Below are 1,525 nucleotides of genomic sequence, written 5' to 3' on the forward strand. Positions count from 1 at the left end.
CCCCACCACCGCGAACACCAGCGCCACCAGGTCCCGTCGTGTCCGCGAGCCCGCCACGGCCACCGCGATCGGCCCCAAAAACTCCAGCGCCACCGCCGACCCGAGTGGCAGGTGGTCGAGTGCTTCATAGAATGCGATGTTCATCGCCGCGGTCATCAGTCCGAACGCCGACGCCAGACGCAGCCGGCGCCAGTGCCATGCTGCGGGACCCGGCCGTACCCACAGCACCAGAACGACGGCGGCACCGGCGATCCGCAACCATGCCACGCCCGCGGGCTCCATCGCGTCGAACAGCCCTACAGCCACTGCCGCACCCAGATACATCGATGTCGCGCCGACGATCATCAAGCCGGGCGGCAGCAGACGGTCTGCTGCCTTCCTGCCGGCCGGCGCGGAATCAGCGAGGCTCACCGGGCTCACTGTAGGTCAGGCATCACGACGATGCCGCCCGGTCGGCATCATTACCCTTGGCCACCACCGCGCCGGCCATCAACCCGGAATCCGGGTGCCCGGTACCGGCACCTGGATTCTAAATTGGCCTATGCCTCGTCGGGACCGAACCTGTGTGCGGACATCCGACTCCGCGCCCACAGCCCGACGACGAGCGTCGCCCCGCTCACCACGGCCGCACCCACGACACCGTCGGGCACCGGAATCGATGCCCAGGCCCACCCACCGAGGACGCGGGCACAGGTGACCATCCACCAGAGGGCAGGGCCGAGTAAGCGGGCCAGGAGTTCGGCGACCACCCAACCGAATCCGCCGGACGTACCGACCGAGCCGATGATCGCGAGCACCGTACCGACGATGCTGATCACCCCGACGACCGGTACCACCACGATGTTGGCTGCGATCGCGACGATGCTGAACCGGCCGCTGATCAAGGCGATGATGGGAGCGGTCACCAGTTGCGCGGCGATGGCCATCGCGAGCACTTCGGCGATGCCGGTGGGGATTCGATGGTCCCACAACCAGTCCCGGATCACCGGGCCCCACAGGACGATACCGGCGGTGGCTGCTACCGACAGCGCGAAGCCGGGGGCGAGGGCCAGTTCCGGCCACCACAGCAGCCCGACGATCACCGCCGTCCCCAGTGCGGGCAACGCCTGGGACCTGCGCCGGCCGAGCATGGCGAGCAGGCCGACCGAACCCATCATCGCGGCCCGGAGCACACTTGGCGACGGCCGCACCAGGATCACGAAGGCGACGATGACCAGCAGGCCGAGGATCGGGAGAAGCCTACGCGGACAACCCAGTAGGGCGAGCAGGACCAGTGCCGCACCGCAGACGATGGCGAAGTTGCTTCCCGAGACGGCGGTGAGGTGGCTCAGGCCCGCATCACGGAAGTCGTCGCGCACTTCGTTGTCCAGGCCGGAGATGTCGCCGAGGACCAGGCCAGGCAGGAGACCGGATTCAGGTGAGCTCAACGCCCGGGCACTGAGGGTGCGCAGTCGGTCACGGATATGCGCCGCGACCCGCTGATGAGCAGGTGGTTCGCCGACGAGTGTTGGTGTACCGACGGCGG

Annotated in this window: 1 protein-coding gene and 1 pseudogene; both read right to left on the reverse strand. The window is 68.4% G+C overall.

The window, feature by feature from the left end; all coding sequences use genetic code 11:
* A pseudogene (locus KDB67_RS18975) lies at nucleotides 1-324 on the reverse strand (EamA family transporter); the annotation flags it as partial.
* A 215-nt stretch (nucleotides 325-539) separates the two neighbouring features.
* Nucleotides 540-1,525 (reverse strand): ComEC/Rec2 family competence protein (locus KDB67_RS18980; protein ID WP_291019210.1); only part of this gene is annotated, 986 nt, incomplete at its 5' end.

Source organism: Gordonia sp. (in: high G+C Gram-positive bacteria) (assembly GCF_020438995.1).
Taxonomy (GTDB): Bacteria; Actinomycetota; Actinomycetes; order Mycobacteriales; family Mycobacteriaceae; genus Gordonia.